Origin of the sequence: Ruminococcus sp. J1101004sp1_RTP21198st1_B9_RTP21198_201120, from assembly GCF_040924245.1 — a bacterium.
Taxonomy (GTDB): domain Bacteria; phylum Bacillota; class Clostridia; order Lachnospirales; family Lachnospiraceae; genus Blautia_A; species Blautia_A faecis.
In genome coordinates, this window is sequence record NZ_JBCOMI010000004.1 from 131,483 (window position 1) to 154,497 (window position 23,015).

A 23,015-nucleotide genomic window follows, 5' to 3' on the forward strand; every position below is an offset into this window, starting at 1 on the left:
ATTGAAAATTATGTTTCTGCTATATTGGCGCAAGATGATTTCTTCATATGCAAGGCGGAGGAAGGAGGCGTAGCGGTGGCTACGACGACCGACGACAACGCAGCAGATGAAAAATCAGACAAGTCAATATGGCAGTTACTTAATATTCGATGTACCAGTAGTGTCTACTCTTCTGCCTCTTTCTTCTCTTCCAGGCGCTGGGCTTCAATAGCCTCCAGCGATACCAGAAGTGCCCGGTTTACTGCCTGCATGGCAAAATCAAGGGCGTATTCTGCGGTGAGGATTTTCTCCTCCGTTCCCGGGAGCACATTTCCAAATATTGGCTCCTTATTTTTCAATTTTATGTTTTCTTCCTCCAACACTTTTCCAACTGCTGCCTCCACCTGGTCGTAGACACCTGCCAGCTTCATTACACAGTCTGTCTTGGAATGGCGAAGTCTGTTTTCCAAAGTGATACGGCTTTCCTGACATTCCTGCCAGAGATTCTGGATCTGTTGGTGGAGTCTTTCCGTATCCATACTCTCCGCCAGCTGAATCCGGCTGTGGGTCTGTTCCAGTTTTTTATCCAGCTCGTACATTTTTACGGATAAAATTTCATGTGCCATATATGGTTCCCTCCTCTCCTTGCGGATTACGTTATCATTTCTAGTACATCGAAAATTAAGTTTCTGCTATATTGGCGCAGAATGATTTCTTCATATGCAAGGCGGAGGAAGGAGGCGTAGCGGTGGCTACGGCGACCGACGACAACGCAGCAGATGAAAAATCAGACAAGTCAATATGGCAGTTACTTAATATTCGATGTACTAGCCTTCCTCAAACAGGCTCTAAAGCGTGTTTGAAAAAGGCATTCTGCAAAATGTGCGTCACAATCACGCTCCGTAATCCTGATGATTTTATTCTAGTACAAGCAAAAGAAAGTGTCGATAGTCAGAAATTTCACCGTGTATAGACAAAACGGGCAAAGTGTAAAAAATACACCTCGCCCGTTTGATCTCTTATTTAGTTTTCTCCATGTATTTGCATCCGGCCTCTGGATTCTATTCCCAGTTGGTCTCCGCCATATACCGCTATATCTATATCGCTTCTTTCTGTATTGTTTCCCCTTGCACGCGATCCAAACAATATAACTTTCCTGACAGAATACCTCTTAGCAAACGTTACAATATCTTTTACAACCCTTTCCGGAAGATCATAGCCCATACTTTGCCGCCTCCACTTCCTGTAAATACAGTCAAACGATATTTTATAGTTCTTCTGGAGCATTCTTTCCCATCATAATCAAATAGACTTCGTGTACGATCATATCCAGATTCTTCGTATCCTCCGGTGTCCAGTCCTGGAGAATACCAAAGATAGCATGGCTGTGGTAACGGAGGATCAGTTTCAGTTCCTGGCGGCTGTAGTTCTGGTACAGATTTTCTTCTTCCACAATGCTCTCAAACAACTGGTAGGTTCCTTGCATAAGGGTTTGTTCCAGTTCTTTTCCATAATTACTTTCTATTCCTTTTCGCACTTCAGGTATAGCATTGATGGCAAAAACAAACAGATACTTCAGCGCTGCTTCTGCGCCGCCCTGCTCTTTGCACGCCTCCAGCAGCCGCCTGGTTCCCTGCTTTATGCTCCACTGAATCAGATCCGGTATTCCTTCGAAATGGTAGTAAAATGCCTGCCTGGTGATCTGGCACTCTTCCACAATATCCTTTACTGTAAGCTTCTTTACTTTTTTCTCCAGAATCAGCTTACGGGCTGCTTCTGCGATGATCTCTTTCATGTCCATATACTGTGGTTCTCTTTCCTTTATCCGGTGTTGAATCATAAACAGTCTCTAATTCTTATACCTTAATAGCTACATGCAAATCATATTATCGGCAACAACGACCAACTACAGCTCATACTATTTCACAGGTTATATATCTTTAACAATTTTCCCACTGCATTTTCCTATGACGCTTATTCCCACTGCATTTTCCAATGATGCTTATATTCATACTTTGGGTTTCTAATTTGACTCTTCTGAATCTGCAATATCTTCCTCATCTACAGTATCTTGTTTCTCTGGTACCACTGCATCTTCTCGCGCCTGCATAGCGGCTCTCTCACGAATGCTCTTCTTCGGGGCGGCCGGTTGAGATTGCTGGGAGGATTTCTTCCTGGCTGGGTCTACTGCAAATTTGCGTTCCGGATCAGCCTTGGCAACTTTGCCTAAGCGGGTGGCACCCCAAAGTAAAAACAGCGGAAGCACAATGGCTGTAAAAAGAAGCCCCAGATTCATCAATCCGGTAAAAAACAGAATTACCTGCATGACAATCTCAGTTATAAGAAGAGATATGGCCAGTTTCACAGAAAATCTGCTCTTATCTACTCTGTTGGAGTTCCTTACAGATAGAAATCCAACTACAGCTTCCCAGATTCCTACTGCAATAAAACAAATACCAATCCCTTTCAGAAGTCCACTCCCCACTCCGGCATTCTCAAGAAGTTCTACATACTCTGCAGTTCCCTTGTCTGCTTCCAGAGCTGTCATAAAGAAATTGATTCCATACATGATCGTGGAGGTAATGGCTGAAAACATCAGGAAAATACCACCAAACATCAGACACATCCTGCCATTCATCGCCTGACGCGTCACCTTCATCCTCTCAAATTGATCCATAATCAAACCTTCCTCTCTTTTTTGCAAACCAACAAAACGCAATTTTAATATTAGTCTAACATATCACTTTTTGTTTTTCAATGTACAGGTTCCTGTTCATGTAACAAACATTATGGGTTACGATTCTCGATCTTCGCAGAAACAGGCTCTAGCTTAATAATTACCTTTACTTTCCAGATTCAGCTTTATATAATGTATTAGAGTGTGTTTGACGCACAAGTTACATGTGAAAGGCAGGTTTTACCAATGAACTGCAATAAAAAAGATCTTTTACTTTATGCCGTTACTGACCGCAGCTGGTTAAATGGCAGAACTTTATATGACCAGGTCGAAGAAGCTTTAAAAGGTGGGGCTACCTTCATTCAGCTACGCGAAAAAAATCTGGATACAGATAGTTTTCTCAAAGAAGCTGCGGAAATCAAAGAGTTATGTGCGCGCTATCATGTACCATTCGTGATCAATGACAATGTAGAAATTGCAAAAGAAATCAATGCCGATGGCGTTCATGTAGGGCAGGAGGATATGGCTGCTGGTAATGCCAGAGCCATCCTCGGTTCTGACAAAATCATCGGCGTTTCTGCGCATACAGTTGAAGAGGCTGTTCTTGCTGAAAAAAATGGCGCAGATTATCTGGGAGTAGGTGCCGCATTCCAAACCGGAACCAAAAAAGATGCCGGCAATATCAGCCATGAAACTATAAAACAAATATGTGAGGCTGTAAATATTCCCGTTATTGCTATCGGTGGAATTACACATGACAATGTAATGGAGCTGGCTGGAAGCGGTATCTGCGGAATTGCAGTTGTAAGTGCCATCTTTGCAGCTGAAGATATTACAAAAGCAACCAGAGAGCTTAAAGAGCTTACTCTCAAAATGAAAGATTCTACTTGTATTTCCAAAGACAATGCATCTTCCAGGAAAGGAATTTCATGTTAAGGGGTGCCATCTGGGATCTGGATGGTACGATTCTGGATTCTATGTCAGCCTGGGATCATGTAGGCGAAAATTACCTGCGAAACCAGGGAATTGAACCTGAACCGGATCTGGATGAAGCAATCGCCACTATGAGTCTCCACCAGGCAGCTGACTATTTTATTGAGCACTATGGTGTAAAACAGACCCAAGATGAATTGATCAAGAGTGCTGTAGCAATTGTAGATGATTTCTACCGCTATGAAGCTCAGCTGAAGCCTCATCTGAAAGAATTTCTGGCTCAGCTTCATGAGACCGGAGTCAAAATGTGTATTGCCACTGCTACAGAGCGCTCCCTCGTGGAAGCTGCCCTGGCACGTTGCGAAGTGCTTGATTATTTCAGTGAAATCTTTACCTGCTCCTCTGTGGGTGCCGGAAAGGACGAACCAACCATTTATCGGGAAGCCTTGAACTTTCTTGGCACTGACCGAACCAATACCATGGTCTTTGAAGATTCTCTTCATGCCCTTACTACAGCTAAGAAAGATGGCTTCTATACCACTGCTGTGTACGACTCTCATGAAGAAAATCAAGAGGAAATACAGCGTCTGGCAAACTGTCGGATTCATGATTACGGTGAGTCGGAAGAGTTTATTAATTTTACAAAAAATCTATAGAACTTTTTATTTGGCGGGAAGCTTAATTGCTTCCCGATATTCTTTATTCAACCAAGTATCTACTACATTGACGCAGGATGATTTCTTCATATGCAAGATGGAGGAAGGAGCCGTAGCGAGCTACGGCAACTGAATTCGGGCAAAATATACCGCAAAGTGGAGCGTACAGATTGCGGGAATGATTTTTCAAACAGATTCTAGTACATCGAAAATTAAGTTTCTGCTATATTGACGCAGCAGATGAAAAATCAGACAAGTCAATATGGCAGTTACTTAATATTCGATGTACTAGCTTATTTGCCACTTCACATGACTTCCCTTCTCGTCTTTGCTGACGATCAGCTGATCTTCAATCTCCTGCTTCAGCTCGGTCACATGAGAAATAATTCCAATCAACTTGCTTCCTCCCGCCAGTTCCTGAAGAACCTTTACCGCCTGTTCTCTGGAATGCTCATCAAGGGAACCGAAGCCTTCATCCACAAACATTACATCAAGATGTATCGCTGCAGAGCTCTCCTGGATCTGATCTGCCATTCCAAGTGCCAATGCCAGGGCTGCCATAAAGGATTCTCCTCCGGAAAGGGTACGGACTTCACGCTCTTTGCCGGTAACATTAGAATATACCATAAGATCCAGACCACGATTCTTGCCTTTCCCCGCATTCTCCTCGTCTACCATACGAAGTTCAAACTGTCCGGCAGACATATTCGCAAAGCGGCGATTGGCCGCATAAAGAATCTTCTCCAGGTAATATCTCTGCACATAAGTTTCAAGATCCATACGGTTTCCGGACATATTTCCAGACAACAGCTTATAAAGAGTTTCCAGCTTGGTATGCTTTTCAATGATTTTACCTCGCTTCTCCATCTGAGGGCTAAGAATATCATATGCCTCTTTATCAGCTTTATACTGTTCTTTATAAAGTTCCAGTTTCGTCTGAGTCTGAAGCCGTACTTTCTCAGCTTCCTCCATCTGGGACTTGGCAGCTTCCATATCCGGCTTGCTCCTACCATCTATGGCTTTTCCAGCTGTCTCTGCAGTGGTCTGTGCGGCTAGTTTTTTTCGCTGCCAGCTATCTGCTTCTTTTTGCAAAATCTCCGCTGTTTCACGGGTATAGTTCTCTGCTATATCCGCCCATTCTGCCTCTGTCATATTCTTCTCATTCATCAAAGTCTGATAAAAGGCCTGCCGCTCCTGGTAAAGCTTCTTGTGATCTGGAAGTTCCCCTTCAAATCGTTTAATCAAGCTGGTACAGTTAACCAGCTCTTCAGAAGACGCTTTTTCTTTCTTTTCAGCTTCCTTGGAAACAGCTTCTGCAGCTTTCCATTTTCCTTTTGCCTGATTAAACTCTGTCATAGCCGCCTCTTCTGATGGATATTCCCGGGAATCATTCAGCTGCTTCAGAAGAGCTTCTGCGCTCTTGGCTGACGCTGCTGCCGCAGTCAGCTTTTGTCCACATTCCTCTACGGCAGTTTTTCCTGATTTCTTCTGCTCTTCTACCTGTCTCAGAGCATCCTGAAGATTACGCAATGTTTTCTGGGCTGTATTAAGTCTTGCACCCTCTTCCTGTAATAAAGTTTTCCAGGTTCCAAGAAGTGTCTGTATCTGCTTCAGCAATACATTCCAATTACACTCGTTATCCGCCATCTGATCCTGGGCTGCACCAGTGACTTCTGAATTTCTGCTCGCCTGGAAATTTTTTATATTGTCTCCTAAAGAATCAAATACTTCCAGCATTCCTGCTTCCGGAAACTGCTCATGATCATTTAAAATACGCGTGTACAGCTTCCTTCCTGTCTCTTCCAAAAGTCGTTCTTTTTCTGCAACTATATCCACGGCTGACCTTGCTTCACCGGCAGACTGTTCCTGCCTGTTTCGAAGCTCAGAAACTTCTTTTTCTGCCACTTCCAATTGCTCACGGGTGAGATCTCTATGAAGGGTAGAAGCTATGCATGGATTCGGATGTTCTATTGCACCGCATACAGGACATGGTTTCCCTGGCTGAAGCTCGCGCGCCAGAAAACCAGCCTGCTCATCCAGAAAAATTCTCCGCATAGACTCATATTCCTGGCTCTTTGCGTCATATCTGGTTCTATTCTTCTGGTATGTCTCTCGTGCTTTCTTCGCCAGTTTTTTCTGTGTTTCTACACCTTTAAGAAGGTCTTCCGTTTCTTGTACTTCAATGCCAAGTACTTCCAGTTCCTGATTTTTCCCTTTCCAGACAGCAATTTTCTCATTAGTGTCGGTCAGCTTCTCTGACTGAGCCCTCCAGTCTGCTTCCCGCTTCTCCATTTTCTCCAGATCTTCTCTGGCTTTGCGGTCTGCGGCCTGCGCTGCGGTCAGATTTTGCTGGCTGGTCTTTACACTTTTTTCTGCTTCCTTGATCTGCTTAAGGAGCTTCACTTCTTTATTCACGCGCTCATAAATAGTGGTGTACGCCTTAAGCTCCTTCTCTGCCATTTCTTTCACCGCCTTCGCTGTCTGAATGGCAGATTGTGACTGTTCTTTTAATAAAGGAGCTCGTTCCTGCTGCTCCTTTAAGGCACTCTCACATGTCTGCATATTACGCAAGGCATCCTGACAGCGTGCGTATTCGCCTTTTATTTCGTATGCTTTCTTAATTTTCTCTGACAGAATGGTCTTTTCCCCTATTTGTGCTTCCACTTTCCCACATTCAGAAAGCTGAACCTCAGCGCTTTCCAGCTGCGCATATAAATTCGTCAGCTGAATGGAACTGTTGTAGATATCCCTTTTTTCATCGCGGAGTTTTGATGCGGATTGTAATTCTTTCGAGGTAAAATTCACACTTTTCTCCAGTGTTCTGCATAACTCGCCCAGATGATCCAGAAAGCAATCCATCACTACAATTTCCCCATTCAAAACTTGCTTTTTTAGCCCTTCTATTTCCTGCCACTGGTCATATTCCTGGGGAATTACCACATGGGCAGCTTCAGTCTGACATGCAGTTTTGATCTGAGCAATCTCTTTTTCCAGGGAACGCTTGCGATTCATCAGCTCGTCCACAATATTCTGGTATAATTCAGTGTTAAACAGCTTCCGGAAGATGACTTTCTTATCATCAGATTTTGCACGAAGAAGCTCCATAAATTCTCCCTGAGCGATCATGGCAACCTGCATAAACTGGCTTTTGGTAAGACCGAGGATCTCCCCCAGCTTGCTGTCAGCTTCCTTCTGTGGATATTCGGTACCATCTGGCATGATCAGGCTGACAGACCCCGGTACTTCACGGCTTCCTGTATTTTTCCCCGCCCCTCTTGTCAGAAGCTTCAGATGTCTGGGAACACGGCGGACAGTATACAGCAGGCTATTTTCTCCTGTCCCTTCGGAAAAAACAAGCTCTACAAATGGTTCAACGTTCAACTCTGCATATTGGCTTTGCAGTACAACACCATCTTTCTTGTTTGTACTGGAGCTGGCTTCACCGTAAAGAGCAAATACAAGGGCATCAAATATAGTTGTTTTTCCTGCTCCGGTGTCTCCGGTCACAAGAAACAGATTCTGATTCGGCTCCTGAAAATCGATCTGTGTCAGTTTTCCGTAGGAACCAAACGCCTGCATGGTAAGTTTCACAGGTCTCATTTCGCCACCTCCTGTACTGTATTGATAACCTCCTGAAGAATTTCCTGCTCTTCCGCATCTGCATTTCCGAGGAACTGGCAGCAAAGTTCAAATGGATTCAATTCACGCTCACTGTCTGCATGTCTGGTATAATCAGCCTGCCGCACAGTCTCACGGCGTATCTCTAAAAGCCCTGGAAAAGCCAAGCGCAGACGATCCTGCATATCAATTACGTCCAGATCCACCTTATCCGTAAGAATTACTGTCACATAATCTTTACAGCGCTGTGCCAGAACACTCTCTAAATCTCCCTTGATCACTTTTATCTGGCGCAGCGGTTCCAGTGGAATTACTTCTGTAGTGATTTCGCCCTTTTGTTTTATGTCAACCATTATAATTCCTTTATTCTGACCTGCTTCACTTACAGAGCATGCCAGCGGCGTTCCACAATAGCGATAAAACTCGCCGCCTGCTTTCATTGGCTTATGAATATGTCCCAGTGCCGCATAGTCAAATTTCTGCAGAATATCGGCTGACACCTGGTCAATATTTCCTACTGTCCGGATCTCAGAGTCCATTCGTTCAATTTCTTCTGCATTCTCCCCCATGGGCAGATAGAATTGATGGCTGACCAGAATGTTTCTCTGGTCTATGTTGACCTGTTCACGTTCTATCAGTCTGTGGATCGTATCATTGTAAGAAAGATTATTTCCATTCTCGTCTGTGCCAGTGATCAGCTTCACCATGGAAGGCTTCACAAAGGGAAGCAAATAAAAATTCACCGGACCATATTCATCCTGGAGTACCACTTTCTCAATATGATCTTCTTCTGTCTGAGGCGGTATTCCGATCATATAAATTTTCTGACGGTCAAGCACACTCCGAAAACAGTTCACACGAGGTGCACTGTCGTGATTTCCACTGATCATCATAATTACAGAATCCGGAACTGCATTTCGCAGCTTTCCGATAAAATGATCAAACACCTCCACTGCTTCTGCAGACGGAACTGCTTTGTCATAGATGTCCCCTGCGATCACGATCGCATCAGGCACTTTCTCTGCGGCCTTCTGAATTATTTGATCCAGTATATATTCCTGATCTTCTCTGAGATCACGATTGATTAATTTCAAGCCTATGTGTAAATCTGATAAGTGAAATATTCTCATAAACCGTTCCCCATTCTTATCTTCTCAAAATTCCAGTTAAACTATATATTTTATATACCTTAATATTACCGATTGTATATATAAAACCAACTTCATAGCCCTATGCATTTCTGTTATATTCTCTCTCAATCCATGCCATCAACACATCTACTATGTATTCCTGCTGCTCTTCTGTGAGCCGCACTCCTGCTGGAATTCTATGCCACTTATACAAGCATCCCCGACAGCAGCAGCCAGTAGCATGCTGAGCCAGGAATACAGGGTGCCCGCGCATTGGAGTCTGTTTGCCATCATTGGGAATCTGAGCCGGAGCCAGACGTATTCGCACAAAATCTGAGGCATGACTGCGGATGGTATCCATTCCTTTCTCCCGGATATACTGTATATCCTTGTCCTTCAGATGAAAACGACTGCGAAAATTCGAGCGGGACAGGCGGGCAAACAGATTACAAAACTGGTCCTGTTCCGGATCATATTTTCGCAAATACTTCTCATATCCATTCAATATTTCTGCAATTTTCAAATTAAGCTCTGAACTATTATACGTATAGTTCTCATCCTCTAAACGAAAATAGAAATCTATATTAACTTTCAGCTTATTGTTTCCACGCTTTATTCCTCTGCCGCTATTTCTGAAGTTACTACTATTCGTCGTATTATTAATTCCTTCATTTTTTTCATTTGTTCCACCGCCTTCTTCCTGCACCAGAAATTTCACCTGCGCTGCATGCCTCTTCAGAAGAGGAATAATGCAAAAATACAGCCGGTCATCTTCCATATGAAGATACCCCAATGCCTGTTTGTCTTTATTCATAAGCTGAATCTGATTCCCATGGAAAGCTCTTGGAAACAGATATTCGCCAGACTGCAAACTTGCTATAAGCCTGCCTTCCGGGGATGCGGCTTCTGCCGCCAGAAATGCTTTAACCCGATAAATTTTCTGACCTTTTCTATCTGTGCTCTCTGGTTTCATCAGGGAATCCAGAACCAGCAATGGGTTCACATATTGCATAGAAAGATATTCAAACAGCTTCGCCTGGATGCGAAAACGGTATTCCTTCAAATCTGGTACAGAAGATAAGTCTTCTGCGTTTACGGCATTCTCCGTTCTCTCAAGGAGGGCTGCGGCTACATGACGAATACTGGTAAGAAAAAGCGCGAAATCCTCTTCCTCTGGATCCCACATATATTTTCCACAGGCAACCTGATAATACAGTTTCCCCTGGGCTTCCTTTCGTTCTTCTTCAGAAAGATTCATACTATAATGCAGATAAATATTCCTTGGTATAAAAGCAGCCTCGTTCCATTCACCAGACCATTCCTGATGCTGTTCCCTCTTCCCAGATTTATGATTGTCTGTGCCATGAGCCTCTGTTCCATAAACTTCCGTTCCATATACGTTCTGCATTTCCCGGCTATCGCTCTGGCTCAGTATCCGGTACGCTTCATTTATCTCCTGTGCGCGCTGAATATGGGCTTCCCCTACTTCATTCAATGAGTCCGGATGAAAACGGCTGATTATTTTATGATATTTTCGCTTAATTTCCCTTTCATCATCTTCCTGGGTAATGCCAAGAAGCTTCATTGCCTGCTGCCTGTTCATTTTATAACTTCCTAATACTTTTATTTTCTCTGTAACTTTTGTTTAAGATGTTCTTTCAGTATACATTATTTTATTACAAAGGGCTATAAATTTCCAATTTAGCCTGAACAGGATAAATTATTCTCGGGTTTTCTGTGAACTTTATTCATAAAAACACCTCGCGGAATATTACCAGTTAACAGTAACATTATTCTTCAAACGGGATTAATTCGACATTGTTATGATTTATGGCTGGGAAACTAGTTCCCAGCCATTTTTCTGATGTGTCTTGTTATAATTTTATCGGATGTGTTTCGAAAATCTTTCGTTTTCTTATTGATCTTAGGTATTTTGGTTGATCTTTAGCAGCTTATGAATCTTTAGTAATTTACAAATCTTTGGTGAAACACAGAACTTTCGTACTTCTAAGTTCTTTTGTACTTCTAAGTTCTTTCGTACTTCTAAGTTCTTTCGTACTTTTAGGTTCTTTTGTATTTTTAGATTCTTTTGTGCTTTATGGCTTTCTTTCGTATCTCAGATTTCTTAAGTGTTTTTCGTATTTCTCTTTCGTTGATGTATCTATACTACCATATCTGTCGCTTTTTGTCATCCGGCAAAGTGAACATATTTTCGATTGTATTTTCATCTATTTTTTATTCTATCAATATATTACATCAATACCAGCATGATAATCCCAACTATCACAAGAAGGGGAAGTGCTATGTAGATCAGACCTCCCAGAACTAATCCGATCAGGACAAGGGGAAGGAATATCAGACGAAAAAAGATTTTCGTAATTCCCCAGGTTGCGCGGAAGGCAAGTCCGATCATTTTGCCAAATATACCAAACATTAAAATGATAAATAACAGCGTCAGCATAAATTGTCACCTCGTTTTCTTTTCAGGCATTATACAATATGGTCTGCCCTTTACTGTAATCAACGACTTAATGGGGATTTTCACTTCAAATAAAGAAAAAATTTACAAACAGCGCAAAAAGCCCCCTGTGGAATCATTCCGCAAGGGGCGATTATTCACTATACGATTATATACTTCGCTTAAGCCTTAAGCCATCATCGGCTCCAATGCCTTAGCCAGCTTCTCTTTTTCAGCTTCTGCCTCTGCAAGATCTTTACCCAGTGTAGTGTAATAAATCTTAATCTTCGGCTCTGTTCCGGATGGACGAACAACTACTGTCTCGTTATTCTCCAGTTTGTAAATGAGAACATTTGCTGCTGGAAGACCGGTCTCCTCAGGCTTCTTATAATCGGTAACCTTCACTACCTTGTAGCCTGCAATGTCTGCCGGCGGGTTGTCACGAAATTTCTGCATGATTCCTGCCATAGTATCCATTCCGCTGAGTCCCGGGAATTCAAAGCTGTCAACCTTGTTTAGGTAACGGCCATACTGTGCGTAAATCTCCTCAAGTCTCTGCTTCAGGGAGCTTCCAATGCTTCTGTAGTATGCAGCCATCTCGCAGATCAGCATGGATCCAATAATGGCATCCTTATCACGTACATACGGTCCTGCAAGGTATCCGTAGCTCTCTTCAAATCCGAAAATGAAACGGTCCACTTCACCAGCAGCCTCAAGCTGTGCGATCTGGTCGCCGATCCACTTAAATCCGGTAAGTACGCTTCTAAGCTCTACACCGTAGTGCTCTGCAACTGCGTCTGCAAGAGGTGTGGAAACAATAGATTTCACTGCAACCGGGTTCTTCGGCATTGTGCCTTTCTCGATACGACCAGCTGCAATATAGTCAAGAAGAAGAACTCCCACTTCATTACCACTTACCAGCTCATAGGAACCGTCCGGGCATTTCATGGCAATACCAACACGGTCTGCATCCGGGTCAGTAGCAAGCATAAGATCTGCTCCTGTCTCCTTGGCAAGCTTCAGTCCCTGCTCCAGAGCTGCGAAAATCTCCGGATTCGGGTAGCTGCATGTGGTAAAATAGCCGTTCGGGTATTCCTGTTCCGGAACAATCGTTACATCTGTGATTCCGATATCCTTCAGGATCTGGGTTACCGGCACAAGTCCGGAACCATTCAGCGGGCTGTAAACCAGCTTCAGTCCTGCTGTCTTGCAAAGACCCGGACGAACCTGGCGTGACTCGATTGCATCGTAAAGAGCACGTTTGCAGTCGTCACCAACAAAGCGGATCAAACCTTCCTCAACGCCCTCTGCAAAGGACATATATTTCGCACCAGTCAGAACGTCTGTCTTCTGGATCTCATCATAAACGATAGCCGCAGCATCATCTGTCATCTGGCAGCCATCCGGGCCGTAAGCCTTGTATCCATTATATTTAGCAGGGTTATGAGATGCGGTAACCATAATACCCGCATTGCACTCATAGTAGCGTGTCGCAAAGGAAAGGGCCGGTACAGGCATTAATGCATCATAAATTCTGACCTTAATGTCATTGGCAGCCAGAACTCCTGCTGCTGTTTTCGCAAATATATCACTCTTCAGACGGCTGTCGTAGCTGATTGCAACGGTCTGAGTGCCGCCCTGAGTCTTCACCCAGTTAGCAAGCCCCTGTGTAGCCTGACGCACTACATAGATATTCATACGGTTGGTACCTGCTCCAAGAACTCCACGGAGTCCTGCTGTACCAAATTTCAGAGCTACTGCAAAACGATCTTTAATTTCTTCATCGTTTCCTTCAATCTTAGATAATTCTGGTTTCAGATCTGCATCCTCGAGATCCGCTGCCATCCAGCGCTTGTACTCTTCGTTATACATTTTAACCACTCCTGCCATTATTATTCTGTTTATTTTGTCTAATATTACTACAGATATTAATAATATACCACATTTTTCACGGAACGGCAATATAAGCGACAAATTTCTACCAGACATTTTTTCTCTGTTTTCCACTAATTTCCGACAATTATATATTTCAGCCGCAGTTCACAGTGAGTTACTGGTCACTGGTAACATTCCGCGAGGTGTTTTTTGTGAACAAAGTTCACAGAAAACCCGAGAATTAAGTTTGCGCAGCAAACGCTACTTCTTGTGCTTGTCACAAGAAGGTTCGTTTTTCTGTGCATCGCGAAGCGAGTTACTGGTCACGGAGTGAACAGTAACCACAGGGAACATTCCATTCTCACATTATCAATTTAGGTATAGCGTTCCCGGCTTTTTTACGCTATAATAAGATAGTGTGTGAAAGCAACCATCCTAACTGCTTTCCCTTTATCTGACATTGAGATTTGAAAAACACTATAAAATTCAATTGCAGCAATCTTTACAGCTGCAGAACGGAGGAGATTATGGAAATTGTCTGCCTAGACTTAGAAGGTGTGCTTGTCCCGGAGATCTGGATCGCATTTGCCGAAGAAACCGGCATTCCGGAGCTGAAACGAACCACAAGAGACGAGCCTGATTACGATAAATTAATGAAATACCGCCTGAACATTCTGAAAGAGCATGGTCTTGGTCTGAAAGAAATCCAGGAGACCATCGCCAGGATCGACCCGCTTCCAGGCGCCAGGGAATTTCTGGACAAATTAAGAGCACAGACTCAAGTTATCATCCTCAGTGACACCTTTTCCCAGTTCGCAGGTCCTCTTATGAAAAAGCTGGGCTATCCTACCATCTTCTGCAACACACTGGTAGTGGGCGAAAATGGCGAAATTACTGATTTTAAAATGCGCTGCGAAAAGTCCAAATACACCACTGTGAAAGCCCTGCAGTCCATCGGCTACGACACCATTGCCAGCGGTGACAGCCACAACGACCTTGGCATGATCCAGGCAAGTAAAGCAGGATTCCTGTTCAAGAGCACGGATGCTATCAAGGCTGAATATCCGGAGATTCCGGCTTATGAAACATATGACGAGCTGTATGACGCAATTATGAAGGCAATTAAAAATTAATGTAAAGTAAAACTTGGATTCCATCCAGTTTCCGCCAATACACAGCAGTTGGGCAACTGCTATTCCTAAGCATGTCATTTCAGGTGCGCTCTTAGCGAAGGTAAAATCCACAACCTGCATAGACTTAGGCGTGAGGGCTTTCCCGAACGTCTTAGCCAGAGTTGACCGTTAGTTCACCGGAGCGCGGCACCGACCTGCGTGGAATATCAGTTGCCCAACTGTGTACCTCTTATATCTTCTTCACGCTTTCCCTCTCAATAAACTGCGTACACATCTGCATCTTGATCTTAATCCCGTCATTATCTTTCAGAATATTCCGCAACCGCCTTACAACGGCTCTTCCCATCTCCTGCTTCGGCACCCGGAGTGTGGTCAGAGGCGGATACGAAATTGAGGAAAAAGTAAGGTCGTCAAATCCCACAATAGATATGTCCTCCGGGATCCGGATTCCAAACTCTGCCATGGCCTTCATAGCTCCCAGGGCGATCATATCGTTGTCTGCGAAGAATGCTGTAGGCAGCTTCACCTTCTCAGATAAATACCGCTTCATATTCTCGTAAGCACCGTCGATGGTAGTTGCCATTGTAAAAATATAGTCCTTATTCAGGGGAAGTCCCGCCTTTTGCAGCGCTGTCTGATATCCTGCAAAACGAGACCGGAAAGGTTTGATCCTGAAATCTCCCCGCAGATAACCAATCTCTTTATGCCCATTGGCAATGAGATACTCTGTAGCCATACGCGCTGAATCTGCATTATTGATCAGCATGGCATCAAAGCTCATATCCTCTTTCCAGTAATCAATCACAATAAACGGACAGGTCATCCCGCGGATCAGGTCAATATCCGCATCCACCATCTCTGTTCCCAGAAGGATCACGGCCGACGCCTTGTCATTCATGATCCACTTCGCCTGTTCCTGATATCCAGGATCTCTTTTATCCAGATTGCACATCTGCATTTCCATTCCACAGGCGCGGCATTCCTGTTCCACCCCGGAAATCAGCTGGATAAAAAAGGGAGAATCCTCAACCACAGCACCATCCCGCTTAAACATGACAAATTTTATTTTGCGGATATGATTTTCCTCAAAATACCCAAGATCCTGCGCCACTTTAAAAATCTTCGCAGATGTCTCAGCATTCACGCCTTTTTTGTAGTTTAGTGCATTTGAAACAGTTGCCGGAGAAAATCCTGTGATCTCACTGATTTTTCTCACACTCACTTTCATTTTAGTTCCTCCTCTGTCGGTAAAATAATGCCATACATCTGCGAAAAAAAGACGTTGCAAAAAACAAGCTATCACCTGTTATTCGCAGCGTCTTCTCTGATCATTTTATGCCGGGAACGCAACTCCCGCTCTTAAAATTATGTTCGGATAAGGTGTAAACTCACCTGTACGGATTGCAAATTTGCACTGTGCAGACATCTTTTTCAGATCTACGTGGTCAATTCTGCTCTCCTCTGCCTCAGGAAGGCTCTGCTGAATATATGCAAGAAGCTCCGGATTTTTTTCCTCAATCTCATTTGCAATGGTGTAGGCTTCCACTTCTGTCTCCGCCAGCACTGCATCCATCACCTGTTTAAAGGTGGGAACCCCTCCGCATACAACCAGGTCTACAATCTCCACGCCCTTTGGAATGGGCATTCCTGCATCACCGATCATAAACAGATCTTTATGTCCCAGCTCTGCGATACAACGGATCAGCTGGGCATTTAAAATCCCTGATTTTTTCATGCTATTCCTCCTGCATCTCTGATTATTACTATAAATCTTTTTCGGATTTTTTTCAACTTTTCAAATTATTTTAACATTAAGAAAGGTTTTGGTTACTGTTCACTCCATGACCAGTAACACGCTTCGATTATTTGTTCTCGTTTCTTGCCTGAAGTGCCATCTTCGCCTGAAGATTTCTCTGTGTCTGGTCAATTACGACTGCAAGGATGATAACCAGACCACGGATAACCTTCTGCCAGAACTCGGATACACCACACATTGTCATACCATCATTGATAACACCGATAACAAATGCACCGACTACAGTTCCGATAATGGTTCCGGAACCACCGCTCATGGAAGTACCACCAAGTACGGTAGCTGCGATGGCGTTCATTTCCCAGCCATCACCAGATGCAGGATGTGCTGCGGAAAGCTGTGCGGTGTTGATCATACCAACCCATGCTGCACAGAAGCCGGAGATCATGTAAACGATAATTTTGATCTTGTCTGCTTTGATACCGGAAAGACGGGCAGATTTCTCGTTACCGCCGACTGCAAGTACATACCATCCAAATGGAAGCTTCTTCAGGATGATAACGGAAATAATTGCAAGCACTGCGAAAATATAAACACCGGTAGGAATGCCGGCAATATTGCTTCCAAGGATCTTGAAGCCTGTGTTGCCAAGTCCGTCATAGCCCTTGATATCAGAGAATGTTGCACCGTTGGAACGAAGGTTCGCAAAACCACGGCAGATGTACATGGTACCAAGGGTAGCGATAAATGGTGCTACACCTAATTTTGTTACAATAAGACCGTTAACTGCACCGATGATGCATCCAACAACCAGCATGGTAATAATGATTACCGGAACGCTGAAGTAAAGGGTTACACCTGCAAATTTCAGTGTAATACCTTCCTGGATCATGCCACCGGCAAGCATACCAACAAGTCCGACTACAGAACCAACGGAAAGGTCAATACCGCCGGTAATGATTACAAAGGTCATACCAAGTGCAAGGATTCCATACAGGGCTACGTGCTTGGCAACCATGGTCAGTGTAGATGCTGACAGGAATGTGGTTCCTTTTACAATGGTAAAAAAGATGACCAGGAGTACCAGTACAATAAAGGTACGTCCTTTTAACAGTGTCATTAACAACTGATTATTATTTGATTTTTTGTTATTCATTGTTCTGCTCCTCCCCGGCTTACGCATTTCTTCCGGTTCCAAGTCCGGCATAAGATGTACGTACAAGTGTGTCTTCTGTGATCTCATCTCCGGTCAACTCGCCGGTCTTTTTGCCATTTGACAATACAACGATCCTGTCTGCGATTGCCATGATCTCTTTCAGCTCAGATGAGATAACGATAATGGAAAGTCCTTTTTCCGCAAGGTCGTGAATGATCTCAAAGACCTCAGTCTTCGCACCGATATCAATACCACGGGAAGGCTCATCCAGAAGTAAGATCTTCGGCTTGGTCAAAAGTCCTTTGCCGATTACAACCTTCTGCTGGTTTCCACCGGACAGTGACAGGATTGGAAGTCTCTTGTCCGCCACTTTAATATGGATATCCTTGATCTGCTCGTCAACTGCCGCATTCTCTGCTTTCTCGTCAAGGAACAGACCTTTTACATAATCTTTCATAGAAGAAATAGCGGTATTCTTGCCGATGTCAAGAGTCTGGATCAGACCCTGGCTCTGACGATCCTCAGGTACAAGAGCAAAACCGTTTTTGATCTGGGCGGCAACATCTTTGATATTTAGCTTTTTGCCCTCATAGAGTACATCACCGGTGTGCTCCGGATGAAGTCCCATCAGGCACTCAAACAGCTCGCTTCGTCCAGCTCCCAGAAGTCCGTAAACACCAAGGACCTCGCCTTTTTTCAGATCCAGGCTTACATGGTCAAGAGTCCAGCCGCCGCCTTTTTTCGGAAGGCACATATCCTTAATTTCCAGCACCTTCGGCTGTTTGGAAAGGTCAATGCTTCTCTCAAACCGGTGATACTGGGTGTTCTTTCCAACCATATTCTCTACGATCCAGCTGAGCTCAATGTCCTTTACATCAGCATCTGCAACGTATTTTCCATCACGAAGAATGGTAACGTGATCGCCAATCTCCATGATTTCTTCCAGACGATGGGAAATATATACAATGGAAATTCCGGCTTCCAGAAGCTCTCTCATAATCTTGAAAAGTACCTTAACCTCTGCGGCAGAAAGAGAAGACGTAGGCTCATCCATGATCAGGACACGTAAGTCATCCTGGTTCAGGTTTCGTGCAATTTCCACCATCTGCTGCTGTCCTACACGAAGATCTCCGACCATGGTTTCCGGTGGAATTTCATGTTCCAGACGCTGCAGGATTTTTTTCGCACCCTCTGAATGGGCCTTGTCATCCAGGAAAAAGCCTTTCTTTTTCTCATGTCCCATAAAAATATTCTGGTAAACTGTCATATTCGGGAAAAGAGAAAGTTCCTGGTGGATGATTCCGATACCTTTTGCACGGGCTGCATTGGTATCCTTGAAGTAAACCTCCTGGCCGTCCATGTACATCTTACCTGCTGAAGGCTGCTCGATTCCGGCGATCATCTTCATCAGGGTGGATTTTCCGGCACCGTTCTCACCGATCAGAACGTTTACCTTTCCTTTCAGAAGATCGAAGGAAACCTGATCCAGAGCTTTGGTTCCGGGATAAATTTTATCAATTTTTTCACAATGGAGAACAACATTCGGATCATCAAACATAATGCTTCCTCCTTTTATTCAATCGTCAGCTCAACTGCTGTAACAGATACTGCATCTGTACCGGCTTCTGCGCCGCCTGTAAATGTAACAGTCTTGCCAACTACATTTTCGTCGATTCCAAGTGGGTCAATTACCTGTGCAAGCGCCTGCTTGTTCAGTTCTTTTCCATAGCTTGACCATTCCGTCTGGTTGGTAAAGCTTTCAAAATTCTTCAGAGACTGAAGGTCACGGATGGCGGTACTGGAGTTCGGTCCATCTGTCCGGACCTGAACCTCTGTAGTTCCGGTATATCCATCCAGTTCTACTATCAGATAATGTTTCGGGGTGTCTGTATTGTATTCTTTGATTTTTCCTGTGCCTTTTACTGCAATTGTTTCTGTAATGCCATCACCATTTAATAATTCAGAAAGATCCTGTGCCTTGTCGGAAATGTCCGCTACAACGGCTCCCCAGTCACCCTGGGACTCTGCTGCGGAATCAAATTCCTGTTTTCCTGTATAAGAAGCTTCTTCGCCAATGGGTACTACAGTTACAACACCACAGCCGGTAAAGGTTACTGCTGTACATGCGGCCAGAACTGCCAAAATTCTTCTGCTTTTCATAATCATCTCTCCCTGCTTTCTATTATAAAAGGCGGCGCTGGCGCACCGCCTTCCAAAGCGTGTTTAAAAAGACTTTCTGCAAAATATACCACAAAGCGGGGCATGCAGATTGTGCGAATAATTTTTCAAACACTCGTTCATTTTTTATAAAAATCTGTTTCCTGGCAACCAGATTATTTAGCTTCTGGTTCTGTGTAAACAAATGCGTTCAGGCAATCTGTGTTGTCAGCTGTGATTGCTACACAAGGAACAAGCTGTTTCTCTTCTTCCGGAGCTGTACCGTTAAGGTAAGCGTCTGCCTGCTCAACTGCCATCTCAGTGATCAGAGCGATCTGCTGAAGAGCGGTACCAACCATGTCACCAGATTTGATGTAAGCGTTTGCTTCGTCAGATCCGTCAAGACCGATGATCTTAATGTCGTTACGTCCTGCATCCAGACAAGCCTGAACAGCACCACATGCCATTGTGTCATTACCGCAGATAATACCGGTGATCTCTGGATTGGACTGAAGGATTGCTTCTGTCTTTTCATAAGCTTCTGTCTGATCCCAGTTAGCGGACTGCTGAGCTACCATCTCAAGATCCTCATACTCATCAATTACAGAATGGTAGTTATCAGAACGAACCTGGCAGTTTGTATCGGATTCAAGTCCAAGGAGCTCTGCGTATTTGCCTTCGTAGTTCATAGCCTCAACCCATACTTCTGCGATTGCTGCTGCACCCTGTGCGTTATCTGCAACGATCTGTGCTACTGCAAGTCCGGACTGGTTGATCTCACGGTCGATAAGGAAAGTCGGGATTCCAGCGTCATATGCTTTCTGAACTGCTTCGATGGAAGCATCTGCACCAGCGTTATCGCAAATGATTGCTGCTGCGCCATCGTTGATAGCTGCTTCGAAAAGCTCAAGCTGTGTAGCAGCGTCGTCATCGTGGGAAGCACATTTTACTTCGTATCCAAGTTCTTCAGCTTTTTCTTTCGCAATTACCTGCTCTGTGTTGAAGAATGGGTTAGATGTGGAAGGTGTGATACAGTAAATGATCTTGCTTCCGCCGCCTGGAAGTAATTCTGCATTCTCTTCAGCCATTACCGGAACTGTCATTAAACCTCCAACCATCGCTGCTGTCATAGCCAATGCCATTGCTTTTCTTGCTTTCATAAATACGTCCTCCTTGAAATATAATTAAGATCTGTTTTTGTTCGGTTTTCTCTCCGAACTGTTGATAATTTGATTATAAACGTTTGCATAAATATTTCAATAATCTTTTTAGTTTTATGTGTTATTTTGTATGAATGCACAAGGTTTTTGTTGTGATTTTAGTAAGTTTTTACTATAAAATCTATGTATTCCCAACCATCCATTAGTGCATTTATGTAAACGTTTATATAAACATTTATAAGCAGTATGTAAAACATAATATAAATTTTGCGCGTTATGGAGACGGTTGCCAAGACTATCCAGAGCCAGGCAACAGCTCTGGTGAATAAGACCTGTTCTCTGCAAAAATAAGGCAGTCACCAAGGTCTCATGCAAACATGGACTTTGGTGACTGCCACACACAGATACACGCTTATGTAATTTGAAATCTACAACATTCCCAGCTCTTTCTTCACTTCATCCGCTCTCGGAATGGACGGTGTAGCGCCTGGTCTTGAAACAGCAATGGAGGAGGCCTTTGCAGCCATTCTCAGCGCCTCCTGGATGGATCTGCCCTCGATAACTGCTGCAATGAAATATCCTGTAAATGTATCACCGGCCGCTGTGGTATCCACAGCTTTTACCTTGAAAATGTCCTGGAAAACTTTTTCTTTTCCATCGTAATAAACAGCGCCGTCACTTCCAAGTGTAAGCACGAAACGTGCATTAGGAAATTTCGCAGCCATGGCATCCAGGATCTGATCTTTATCCTTGCAGCCAGTGATCTGTTCACCTTCAATTTCGTTTACGAGAAACAGATAAACCTTACTGAGATCACAGGTACTCAGCTTGTCATCAAAGGGTGACGGGTTCATAACAATCTTCATCTTTTTCTCATAAGCCTGGTCAATAATGTAGTCCAGCATATTGATCTCATTCTGCAGGATCAGATAGTCTCCTTCTCCAAAATCAGCAAGAACCTCATCTACAAATTCCTTTGTCTGCATCTGGTTGGTTCCACCGTATAAAATGATGCAGTTCTGGGCATTTTTGTCCACCTGGATCATGGTATGACCACCCTTTACCGGAAGTCTGCGGATATATTTAGTGTTTACACCAGCTTCCTTACAAGCATCCAACAGAATATCTCCATCTGTTCCCACGATTCCCGCATGATAAACCGGCACCCCAGCCTTCGCCAGTGCAATAGACTGGTTCAAGCCTTTTCCCCCGCTGAAAACTTCCAGCTTGGAAGAATGCTGGGTTTCACCGCCTACAATGATGTGATCTACGGAATACACGTAGTCTACGTTTAATGAACCGTAATTTAGTACTTTCATGTAAAAACCTCCAATTTGTTTGTTCTCCCTCATACCGCCACCCACAAACCTTTTCAGATGACAGCATCTATACTTCTATTATTATGTTGTACAAATTTCTTCTCGTCAACTATATTTTCCATCAGAATGTTACCGTTTACTGATAAAAATTATATATCCCACTCTATTTTCAATCCAAAATCCGCAATTTCTTCCCATCCCGTTCTATAATCCCCTCATCTGCCAGGTTCTTCAGCTCCCGCATCATGGCGCTGCGGTCTACACTGAGGTATTCAGCAAGAGTGGTGTAGGACATGGGCAAAATAACAGTTTTCGTCTGTTTTTCTGCGGCAATGGAATTTAAATAGGTCATGATCTTCTTTCGGATGCTGTTTCTTGACAGCACATAAATCCGACTGGCCTGCTGGCTGGCGCGCAGGGCAATCATCTGAAGCAGGTTGCTTACCAGCTGGCTGTGGAATTTACAGGCATTTTCGCAGCGTTTAATCACATGCTCATAGGCGATAAACAGCACTCTTGTTTCGGATTTTGCACAGACATAATAGTGCTGGGATTCTTCAGGTAAAAGGAATGGTTCGCCGAAAACACTATCCTTTTTCAGGTTATCTATCATATATTGATTTCCATCTTCATCAATGCAATAAAGAACTGCCTGACCTTCCAGGATCAAACCTATTTTTTTCATGGAACTGGAATATTCCATCACAGTCTCATTATTCCGATAGACTGCTTCATGCATATCGAAACAGATGCGCATACGTTCCTGTTCTTCAGGAGTTATGTATGAAAAAAGTGTCACTGGTGTCATTTCTACAATCCCTTTCTATCAATTTATCCAGAACATGTTCAAAAAATAATTTCTTATATCTTACACCATTTTGTTGTATTTGCAACAGACTTTATTTCAAAATTTGGTTATACTAAAGCCATGTTAAAGAAATAACAAAGCAGTAAAAAATACATAGTTCCCTCAAAAATCACAAACAATTACATCAATAACAATATCTCATA

General features: G+C 43.7%; 22 protein-coding genes. 4 read left to right on the plus strand and 18 right to left on the minus strand.

What is annotated here, in order from left to right:
• Positions 1-164 precede the first annotated feature (164 nt).
• The 4 genes from AB5618_RS04055 to AB5618_RS04070 all read right to left on the minus strand — a co-directional run bounded on the left by AB5618_RS04055 (position 165) and on the right by AB5618_RS04070 (position 2,656).
• Entirely contained in the window at positions 165-605 is a 441-nt protein-coding gene (locus tag AB5618_RS04055) for a hypothetical protein (RefSeq protein WP_294431363.1), read from the minus strand.
• 397 nt (positions 606-1,002) lie between these two features.
• Complete coding sequence (locus AB5618_RS04060; RefSeq protein ID WP_294431361.1) at positions 1,003-1,203, minus strand: nucleotidyltransferase family protein; 201 nt, start codon at positions 1,201-1,203, stop codon at positions 1,003-1,005.
• 43 nt (positions 1,204-1,246) lie between these two features.
• Entirely contained in the window at positions 1,247-1,819 is a 573-nt protein-coding gene (locus tag AB5618_RS04065; protein ID WP_368366511.1) for a TetR/AcrR family transcriptional regulator, read from the minus strand.
• Positions 1,820-2,002: 183 nt separating this feature from the next.
• The gene (locus AB5618_RS04070; protein WP_148463192.1) at positions 2,003-2,656 is read right to left on the minus strand and encodes a hypothetical protein; all 654 of its coding nucleotides are present in this window, start codon (positions 2,654-2,656) and stop codon (positions 2,003-2,005) included.
• Between the two features lie 246 nt (positions 2,657-2,902).
• Here AB5618_RS04070 and thiE point away from each other — a divergent pair, with 246 nt between their 5' ends.
• Positions 2,903-3,592, plus strand: a complete 690-nt coding sequence (thiE, locus tag AB5618_RS04075) for a thiamine phosphate synthase (RefSeq protein ID WP_173772274.1) — start codon at positions 2,903-2,905, stop codon at positions 3,590-3,592.
• Positions 3,586-4,245 carry an HAD family phosphatase gene (locus AB5618_RS04080; RefSeq protein WP_173772272.1) on the plus strand — a complete coding sequence of 220 codons (660 nt, stop codon included), beginning with the start codon at positions 3,586-3,588 and terminating at the stop codon, positions 4,243-4,245. Before thiE ends, AB5618_RS04080 begins: the two co-directional genes overlap by 7 nt.
• A gap of 43 nt (positions 4,246-4,288) precedes the next feature.
• On the opposite strand, the gene AB5618_RS04085 is transcribed toward AB5618_RS04080, so the two are convergent.
• Entirely contained in the window at positions 4,289-4,414 is a 126-nt protein-coding gene (locus AB5618_RS04085) for a DUF6783 domain-containing protein (protein WP_368366522.1), read from the minus strand.
• Between AB5618_RS04085 and AB5618_RS04090 the strand changes: the two genes are divergently transcribed.
• A complete protein-coding gene (locus AB5618_RS04090) occupies positions 4,379-4,477 on the plus strand; it encodes a DUF6783 domain-containing protein (RefSeq protein ID WP_334285441.1) in 99 nt (32 codons plus the stop codon). The two genes, AB5618_RS04085 and AB5618_RS04090, sit on opposite strands and share 36 nt — an antisense overlap.
• A gap of 56 nt (positions 4,478-4,533) precedes the next feature.
• Here AB5618_RS04090 and AB5618_RS04095 read toward each other — a convergent pair whose 3' ends face one another.
• The 5 genes from AB5618_RS04095 to AB5618_RS04115 form a co-directional block, all read right to left on the minus strand.
• Positions 4,534-7,845, minus strand: a complete 3,312-nt coding sequence (locus tag AB5618_RS04095) for an AAA family ATPase (protein WP_237963676.1) — start codon at positions 7,843-7,845, stop codon at positions 4,534-4,536.
• Positions 7,842-8,993 carry an exonuclease SbcCD subunit D gene (locus AB5618_RS04100; RefSeq protein WP_237963677.1) on the minus strand — a complete coding sequence of 384 codons (1,152 nt, stop codon included), beginning with the start codon at positions 8,991-8,993 and terminating at the stop codon, positions 7,842-7,844. Before AB5618_RS04100 ends, AB5618_RS04095 begins: the two co-directional genes overlap by 4 nt.
• A 100-nt stretch (positions 8,994-9,093) precedes the next feature.
• Positions 9,094-10,596, minus strand: a complete 1,503-nt coding sequence (locus tag AB5618_RS04105; protein ID WP_330637340.1) for a DUF4186 family protein — start codon at positions 10,594-10,596, stop codon at positions 9,094-9,096.
• Positions 10,597-11,244: 648 nt separating this feature from the next.
• Positions 11,245-11,454, minus strand: a complete 210-nt coding sequence (locus AB5618_RS04110) for a hypothetical protein (protein ID WP_118581997.1) — start codon at positions 11,452-11,454, stop codon at positions 11,245-11,247.
• Between the two features lie 186 nt (positions 11,455-11,640).
• Positions 11,641-13,323 carry a phospho-sugar mutase gene (locus AB5618_RS04115; RefSeq protein ID WP_195982948.1) on the minus strand — a complete coding sequence of 561 codons (1,683 nt, stop codon included), beginning with the start codon at positions 13,321-13,323 and terminating at the stop codon, positions 11,641-11,643.
• 530 nt (positions 13,324-13,853) lie between these two features.
• Between AB5618_RS04115 and thrH the strand changes: the two genes are divergently transcribed.
• Entirely contained in the window at positions 13,854-14,459 is a 606-nt protein-coding gene (gene thrH / locus AB5618_RS04120; protein ID WP_195982947.1) for a bifunctional phosphoserine phosphatase/homoserine phosphotransferase ThrH, read from the plus strand.
• A 229-nt stretch (positions 14,460-14,688) separates the two neighbouring features.
• Here thrH and AB5618_RS04125 read toward each other — a convergent pair whose 3' ends face one another.
• From AB5618_RS04125 to AB5618_RS04160, 8 genes are all read right to left on the minus strand, one after another.
• Positions 14,689-15,687, minus strand: a complete 999-nt coding sequence (locus tag AB5618_RS04125) for a LacI family DNA-binding transcriptional regulator (RefSeq protein WP_173716077.1) — start codon at positions 15,685-15,687, stop codon at positions 14,689-14,691.
• A gap of 105 nt (positions 15,688-15,792) precedes the next feature.
• Positions 15,793-16,194, minus strand: coding sequence for a D-ribose pyranase (rbsD, locus tag AB5618_RS04130; protein ID WP_173716076.1), 402 nt, complete (start codon positions 16,192-16,194; stop codon positions 15,793-15,795).
• Positions 16,195-16,321: 127 nt separating this feature from the next.
• Complete coding sequence (locus tag AB5618_RS04135; RefSeq protein WP_118582012.1) at positions 16,322-17,368, minus strand: ABC transporter permease; 1,047 nt, start codon at positions 17,366-17,368, stop codon at positions 16,322-16,324.
• Positions 17,369-17,387: 19 nt separating this feature from the next.
• Entirely contained in the window at positions 17,388-18,926 is a 1,539-nt protein-coding gene (locus AB5618_RS04140) for a sugar ABC transporter ATP-binding protein (RefSeq protein WP_148463203.1), read from the minus strand.
• Between the two features lie 14 nt (positions 18,927-18,940).
• Positions 18,941-19,528 (minus strand): DUF2291 family protein, encoded by a 588-nt coding sequence (locus AB5618_RS04145; protein WP_173718359.1) that lies wholly within the window; start codon positions 19,526-19,528, stop codon positions 18,941-18,943.
• 173 nt (positions 19,529-19,701) lie between these two features.
• Positions 19,702-20,685 carry a D-ribose ABC transporter substrate-binding protein gene (locus AB5618_RS04150; protein ID WP_118582021.1) on the minus strand — a complete coding sequence of 328 codons (984 nt, stop codon included), beginning with the start codon at positions 20,683-20,685 and terminating at the stop codon, positions 19,702-19,704.
• A gap of 428 nt (positions 20,686-21,113) precedes the next feature.
• On the minus strand, positions 21,114-22,004 hold the full coding sequence (locus AB5618_RS04155; RefSeq protein ID WP_118582024.1) for a ribokinase: 891 nt from the start codon (positions 22,002-22,004) through the stop codon (positions 21,114-21,116).
• A gap of 169 nt (positions 22,005-22,173) precedes the next feature.
• The gene (locus AB5618_RS04160; RefSeq protein ID WP_195478099.1) at positions 22,174-22,812 is read right to left on the minus strand and encodes a Crp/Fnr family transcriptional regulator; all 639 of its coding nucleotides are present in this window, start codon (positions 22,810-22,812) and stop codon (positions 22,174-22,176) included.
• Positions 22,813-23,015 lie beyond the last annotated feature (203 nt).